Source organism: Thiomonas sp. (assembly GCF_054608695.1).
The window spans coordinates 1-6,612 of the sequence record NZ_JBTRXV010000137.1 but is presented as its reverse complement, the minus strand read 5'-3'; the positions used below and the strand labels follow the sequence as shown (position 1 = coordinate 6,612).

4 protein-coding genes are annotated in these 6,612 nt (G+C 63.9%); 1 reads left to right on the top strand and 3 read right to left on the bottom strand.

Annotation, left to right across the window (positions count from 1 at the left end):
* Nucleotides 1-433 precede the first annotated feature (433 nt).
* Genes mobF through ACYCUK_RS22580 form a run of 3 tightly spaced genes read right to left on the bottom strand, consistent with a single transcriptional unit; the run spans nt 434 to nt 6,080 of the window.
* Entirely contained in the window at nt 434-3,943 is a 3,510-nt protein-coding gene (mobF, locus tag ACYCUK_RS22590; protein ID WP_461596859.1) for a MobF family relaxase, read from the bottom strand.
* The gene (locus tag ACYCUK_RS22585) at nt 3,940-5,808 is read right to left on the bottom strand and encodes a type IV secretion system DNA-binding domain-containing protein (RefSeq protein ID WP_461596858.1); all 1,869 of its coding nucleotides are present in this window, start codon (nt 5,806-5,808) and stop codon (nt 3,940-3,942) included. The genes mobF and ACYCUK_RS22585 overlap by 4 nt, the downstream gene beginning before the upstream one ends.
* A complete protein-coding gene (locus tag ACYCUK_RS22580) occupies nt 5,805-6,080 on the bottom strand; it encodes a hypothetical protein (protein ID WP_461596857.1) in 276 nt (91 codons plus the stop codon). Before ACYCUK_RS22580 ends, ACYCUK_RS22585 begins: the two co-directional genes overlap by 4 nt.
* Nucleotides 6,081-6,111: 31 nt before the next feature.
* On the opposite strand from ACYCUK_RS22580, the gene ACYCUK_RS22575 reads away from it, so the two are divergent.
* The coding region (locus tag ACYCUK_RS22575) for a hypothetical protein (protein ID WP_461596856.1) at nt 6,112-6,612 on the top strand (501 nt) is incomplete at its 3' end.

Sequence of the window (6,612 nt, the reverse complement as noted above, 5' to 3'; positions counted from 1 at the left end):
CATCGATTCCGTGTCCTCGCCGCACAGGTAGAGATCCGGGAGGGCTTTGGGATTGAAGGGCAACAGCAAAACCGCCAGGCGTCTGGGGGTGTATTCATCCATCACTTCATCTCCTTTCCGGTGAAACGTCGGGTATCCACCCCTATTCCCCCGCGACGCGAAATTTTTGGACGGCGCCGACTCGACCCATAAAAAAAGGCGGGCCGAAGCCCGCCTCTTGACGGCCCAAGCAGACCGCCTCCTTTTCCGCCCCCTCCTTGCGAAGCGGGGCGAAACCCATCCGTCAGCCGTCTCCGGCTTTCATCCCCTTTCCGCCCCCATACACCCGCCAGAACCGTCGTATCGCGTGTTTTAGCGCCGCCGTGTATAGCCACGGTGGTTCAGCGGGATGGAACAGCCATCCACAGAGCCATCCCTGGTTTTTGTGGAGAACTTAGCGTCCGGCCCCGAACTCCAGCTCGTCCTCCTTCTCCTTGCCGGCCTTGCTCTTGCCGGATCCCGTGGATTCCTTCCCCGCCGGTTTCCGCTCGGGTGCCTCGCGCTCGGCGCTCCGACGCTCCTCCTTGCGCTCCTGGCGACCATCCTCCCGCTCTGGTCTGGCGGTCTCCTTGTCCATCTTGAAACCGGCCTGCCTCTTGGCCTTCTCGACATCCTGGGTGTAAACCTTGACCCCCATCCGGGCGCGGGTGACGTTGACGTAGGTCTCCCGGTCGCCGTGCCGGCCCGACTCGGTGTTGTGGTGGATCATCGCCCGGTCCACCGTCTGGCCTTGGGCCTTCACGCTGGTCATGGCGTAACCGTGATCGATGTTCCGGTACTTCTCCAGATCCACCGTGCGCCGCTCTCCGTTCATCTCCACGACGAGACTTTTGTCCCGGATCTCCAGCACCTTGCCCTGGTCGCCGTTTTTGAACCCGGTCTCCCGGTCGTTTTTGGAGAATGTGATCTTGTCGCCCTCCGCGAACTCCCGCTTGACCTCCCTGCTGGCCTCCACACCTTTAAGGTCCCCGCGCATCTGCACCACGCGCCCGCCGTCCAGCTCGACGCTCACCCGGTTGGTGCGGTCGTCCTTGCCGACGACCCGCCCCTCCGCACCCTTCTCCACGCCCAGCGCCCGGTGCGCGGAGGTGAATTTCACCACGTCGCCCCGCTCGTAGGCCGACGCCCGCCGTTCCGCTTCGCTCATGTCTTTCTTCTCCAGGACGGCGAACTCCTTGCCCCGCCCCAGTTCGCCTTTGGCCTTCAGCTGCTCTCGAACGGCGTCGTTGATGCCCTGCCGGTCGGCGTTGGTGGAGGTGAGTATGGCGGTCTTGCCTCGCGCCCCTTGGGGCAGCGCCGCGTAATCCTTGGCGATCCGCTCCACAACGTGCTGATTGTCGGCTCGCGCGGCGCCGCGCATCTCCACCCGCATCGTTTGCCGGTCCTTTTCCGAAAGCTCCCTGTCCTCCCACTTCTCGCGCACCTTGTCTTGCTCGCCGCGTATCTCCACCGCCGGGCGGGCCAAGGCCTCGCCGTGCCGCCCCTCCAGCACGTCCTTGACGATTCCCTTGGCCTCTTTCGTCTGCTGGCGGTGGATGTCGGTCAGTTCGTTCATGGGCAGATGCTTCTGGGCCTGCTCGAAGGCCTTGCCGGCCTCCACGGACTGATGCTGGAGGCGGTCGCCAAGAAACACCGTACGGGCGCCTTCCCGCTCCGTTTTCGACATGACGTCCGTGAACTCCTTCAAGCCCGACTGGCTCGCCTCGTCGTGGATGTGGAGCACCTTGCGCGCGCCATTCGCCTTGTCCAGGGACCCAGCCTGGTCCTTCAGTTCCTTGACCAGATCCGCCCGCTCCCGCGTCTGCTGGATCCAGGCCGTCGCCCGCACGGCCGCGGACTCGATGACGCCGGCCTTGCGCCAGTTCTCGTGCTTGCGAAAGGCGGACCGGGTCAAGTCCGACCGCAACGCCCGCTGGAAACCGTGGCCGATGGCCCGCAACTGCGCCCCGACCCCCGCCCTTCCGCCGGATTTGGCGACATCCCTTCGCATTCGATCCAGGCCCTTGTGGTAATCGCGCCGGATCCCGGCCTGGATGCGGTCGTTTATCTTGCCCGCCAGCTCCGACTTGAGGGTGCCGCCCTGCTTGAACACGCCTTTCTCGCCGATGACGTAGCGGGTTTTGGTGAGGCCGGCGTGATTGAGGTTGCGGCTTTCGATGGATCGCTTGCCGGAGTGCAGGGCGGGCTGGTAGACGCACCCGTCCTTGGCCCTAAGATACATCCGCCCCTTGGAGTCCCACTCCTTTTTGGTGGCAGGATCCGCCGCGATCTTCTCCAGCTTGCGGGCCGAGGCCGTGCGTCCCTCGTAGGTCGCCAACGCCCCCCGCGCCAGTTCGGCGTCCTTTCGCGCCGCCTGCGCCCCGCTCCGCCGCTCGTTCAGGAAGGATCGAGTGGTCTGGCTCCCTATGCCGCTCTCCTCTTGCAGCTTTTGCGCCTGGGCCGCGCCGGTGGAGAACCCCTTTACCTCCCAGCCCTTCTTCTCCGCCGCCTCCCGAACGAACTCCAACATGGTGGTCTTGCCGGTGCCGGCGAGGCCCTGCACCCCCTGGAAGCGATCGTTGCCGGTCAGGATCATTCCCGCCGCGCCGCGCTGCTCCTCCGAGAGCTTGAAGCTCTGGCCGGTCTCCTTGCTTTTCCGCGTCTCGAAGTCCTTGAGAGCCCGATCAAACTCCGCCTTGTCCATGACCTGCTGGTGGGCGCCCTTGCCCTCCTCGATGCGCTTGCCGACGCCATCCTCCAGGGTGATCATCTCCCTGGTGGTGAACTTGCCGTCCCCGCGATCCACCAGCCCGCCGGACGCCTTCGCGTCCCGGACGGCGCGGTCGAGCTCCTCCAGGCTCGCCCTGCCCTGGGAGAAGCGGGCGGCCTCCTTGTACAGTTCGGATTCTTTGAACGCGGCCTCGCGTTCGGTGATATGGGACATGGCTTTGCCCACCGCCTCGCGGGCGGCCTCCTCGCCGTTCGCCTTTTCCCCTCCCTCTTGGGCGCGTTCCGCCGGCTTGATGCCGATTTCATCAGCCTCCTTCAACCACCGCTCCTGATGCGCCTCCCGGCTTTCCGGGTGGTTCTTGGCCTGCCGGGAATCCAGGGCCGCGATCTGGCGCTCCTGCGCCGAGGCCTCCGCCTTGGTGACGCCCCGCTCGGCCAGTTCCTCCTTGATCTCCTCGCTGCGCTTGCTGAAGGCCTCGATCTGCTCCCGCGCGTACCCCTTGATCTCGAAGTCGCCCTTGTTGTTCCATTCGATCTGGTAGCCCTTCTCCTGAAGGCTCCGGGCCAACTCGTTCTTGTAGACGTTGTCCGCCGCGTGCCGGGCCTCGTACATGCCCTTGCTTTCCAGGGAGTAGGCCTTGCCGTTCTCGCCGTAGGTCAGATTGGTCACGACGACGTGGGTGTGGGCCTGGGGATCGCCGGCGCGGGTGGTGGCGTGCTCGAATTGGGCGTAGGTCAGGTTGCCGGTATTTTCGGTCTTGCCGTCGATCCGCGCCTGGGCGTGCCGCTCCAGGTAGCCCATGGCCTTGTCCACGGCTTGCCGGTGGGCGTCCAGCACGTCGCTCCGCCCGAACACCTCCGCTTCGATGCTGACGCTCTTGGGGGCGCTGAACGTGAAATCCCAACCCGCCCGGTGCTCCAGTTTCTTCTCGCCGGTCTCCTGGTCCGCGCGGATCCGGCCAAGCTGCCGCTCCTCGATGAAACCGCTTTCCCCGATTTCCCGGACCTTGCCCGAGAGCATGGCCTCCATGCCCTCCCGCGTGACCTCCTCGCCCTCGATGCCGGAGATTTTGGCGCCCGCGCCCTTCCACTCCGAGGGTGATTTTTCCCCCTGGTAGTATTCCAGCCGATCCTGCTCTTCCGTGTAATAACTCGCGGCTCCGCCCGCGTTCGATATCTGTCCCACGCTGATCATAGCCACACCCCTCCGCTTTCGTTTCCTTCTCCATGGCCGGCGTCGTCCTCGTGCGGCGGTTCCTCCGCCGGCCACGGCTCGTCCACCATTTCGTCCACCCCGAACGGATCCTGGCCGGGGCCCTCTTCCGCGTCGCCGCCGGCCAGGAAGTCCAGCCCCTCCCGCTCGACGTACTCGGGGGCGATGACGGGCCGGGCCTTGTACGCGATGCGGACCTTGCAGACCGGCAGGTCCCCGGCGATCTTCAGAAAACCCTCCAGGTCGGGGAGGATCTGTATCTCCGACGACAGGACGCAGTACCGCTCCTTGCGGTTGCGCACCAGGGCGCTGGTGTGCTGCTCGTCCTCGCCGCCCAGGTTGATGTTCTCCTGCACCTCATCGACGTCCTCCTTGCCAAGGATGTCCGCTAGGCGACGGGCGCTGCTATCCTCCTCCGTCCGCAGGACCAGCTTGGTCTGAAGATTGGAAATGAGCGTCGCGCTCATATCCTTGCCGTAGATATTGTCTATCTGCGCGGCGTTCTGAATACCGACGACGGTGAACAGGCCGTATTTGCGCCCATAGACTAAAGCATTCTCCAGGGCACGCATTTTTTGCAGCGACCCCAACTCGTCGAGGACCAGCATCATCCGCAGATCCGGCGTCGGCCTCTGCTCCATGATCGCCATCAACGCGATCTCCAACCAGGCAGAGACGAAGGGCTTGATGGTTGCGTGCTGGTCGATACGGGAGGAGATGAACAGCCATCCCTCGTCATCTTGGTTCTTCACCCAGTCGCGAATACTGAACGTCCCCGCCTGACCGAACAGCGAGAAGAAGCGGATCGCGGGTTGGGCCAGAAGGGTCATGCGGACAGACTCGGCGCTCTTGGGATTTTTGTCGTTGATCAGTCCGGCGCTGACCGCTTTTTTACGTTCCAGGAGACCGAAGAGATCCGCCAGCGGCATGGACAGGATTCTGAGAATTTCCGCCATGGACCGCTGGCCCTGCGGCCTCCCGCCGACGATGCGGATGATGTCCTCCAGAAGCATCCGCGCGGCGTTCTCCCACATGGGATCGCTCGACGCCTGCTTGTTGCTCTGCTGAGGGACGAAGAACTCCGCCAGGGCCGCCGGGTCCATGAGCTTGTGTATGTCGTTGAAGATGGTCCACGGGGCGCAGCGGGCGTCGAGGGGGTTGAGCAACACATCCCCTTCCCGGAAGTATCGCTCGACGAACTCGCCCGAAAAATCGTAGACCACGCACTTCATCCCTTTCGCGCGGGCGGCGTCCAGCAGATGGAGAATCTCCTGGGATTTGCCGGCGCCCATAGAGCCGACACACAACACATTGCGGGTCAGTTTGGAGAATGGAATAGGCACGCCGCCGACGAGAAACGGGCTCCGATCATCACTTGAAATCATCGAGGTCACATCCTCCGGCGAAGTGAGGCGCTGCCCCCGCACGAACCAATCCGAAATATCCACGACGCCGCGCCGCACAAGAAACCGAGTGGCGATCACGCCGAGTCCCAAGCACAGAGCGAGAGACGCGAGCCCCCAGAACAGAAAACCGAACCAGGGGAAATGCGCCGCCGCATAATCGCGCACCTGCCAGGCGGGCGCGGTCACGTCCCGCCCGTGGACCTCGATGGTCATGGGCGCTCCCGCGTCGAGAAGGAACGAGAAGAACGATCCCGCCGCCACACCCCAGAGATAATCCGCCGCGCGAGGATCGAACACGGCGAGCGACAAGTCCCACACCGAGCCCCACGCGCCGACGAAGACCATCGCGAAACGACCGAGGTGCGAGATGAAAAGATGGACGCGATGGAACAGCGTCCCCATGCCCGACGCCCAGACGGAGACCTTGGCTCGGGGCATCATTGGAAATTCTCCTCGCGCTCGTTGCGGATGGTCTCGATCACCACCCCGGCCATCTCTTTGCCCTTCTCCAGTTTTTCCTTGTCTATCCCCGCCTGGACCGAGAGAGACATCGCACGGGCGAGGATCTCTCTGAGAATCGCCTCGTTCCGCTCCTCGAATCGCTCCACCATCTCCATCGTCATGAGCTGGTCCATGCCGACGCTGACCAGCACCTTGACCATCGTCCCCAATGGGAGATTCCGCTCCTTGGCGAGCGCCGCGAGGCGCCCCATCTCCTCACTCCGAAACCGCACCGATATCCTGTTGTCCACTTCCGTCATCCTCCTGCCGCCGTCTTCTCCCCTATTCCCCCCGCAGGCGAAATTTTTTGAAAAATCCGCGAGCGGGCGCGGACGGGTGACGATTCCGTCGGACGTGAAGCGGCCAACCAACGAAGGGACAAAGAAAAAGCATGGTCGCAAATTGTCGGACCGGATAACGGAAACAGGCCAAAGCGTCGGACACTTTCCCGCTTGGCTGTCGGACACGCCAAAAGGCAATGACCACGGGGCTTCGCGGGGTGTTTTTTCGGGTGCAGCGGAGCTGCGTAATGTGTGCCCTCTAGTCCATGAAATGGACGGCCCGCCGAACCGCTTTTCCACATGCGGAAAAATGCAAAATCTCTCCTCGAAGATTCACCGCCCGTCCACAAAATCCATGGCCCGAAGCCCGCGCGACGAAGGCCCCGACAAGGGCCGGCGGTGGCGCGGGTTGTGGGCGGCAAGCCGGGGCGTGGCCCGGCTGGTGGCCATCGGCCAGCCGTCC

Excerpts from the sequence above, each read along its gene's own strand:
- ACYCUK_RS22585 (WP_461596858.1), bottom strand. The coding sequence starts at position 5,808 with ATGATGCCCCGAGCCAAGGTCTCCGTCTGGGCGTCGGGCATGGGGACG.
- mobF (WP_461596859.1), bottom strand. The coding sequence starts at position 3,943 with ATGATCAGCGTGGGACAGATATCGAACGCGGGCGGAGCCGCGAGTTAT.
- ACYCUK_RS22580 (WP_461596857.1), bottom strand. The coding sequence starts at position 6,080 with ATGGGGCGCCTCGCGGCGCTCGCCAAGGAGCGGAATCTCCCATTGGGG.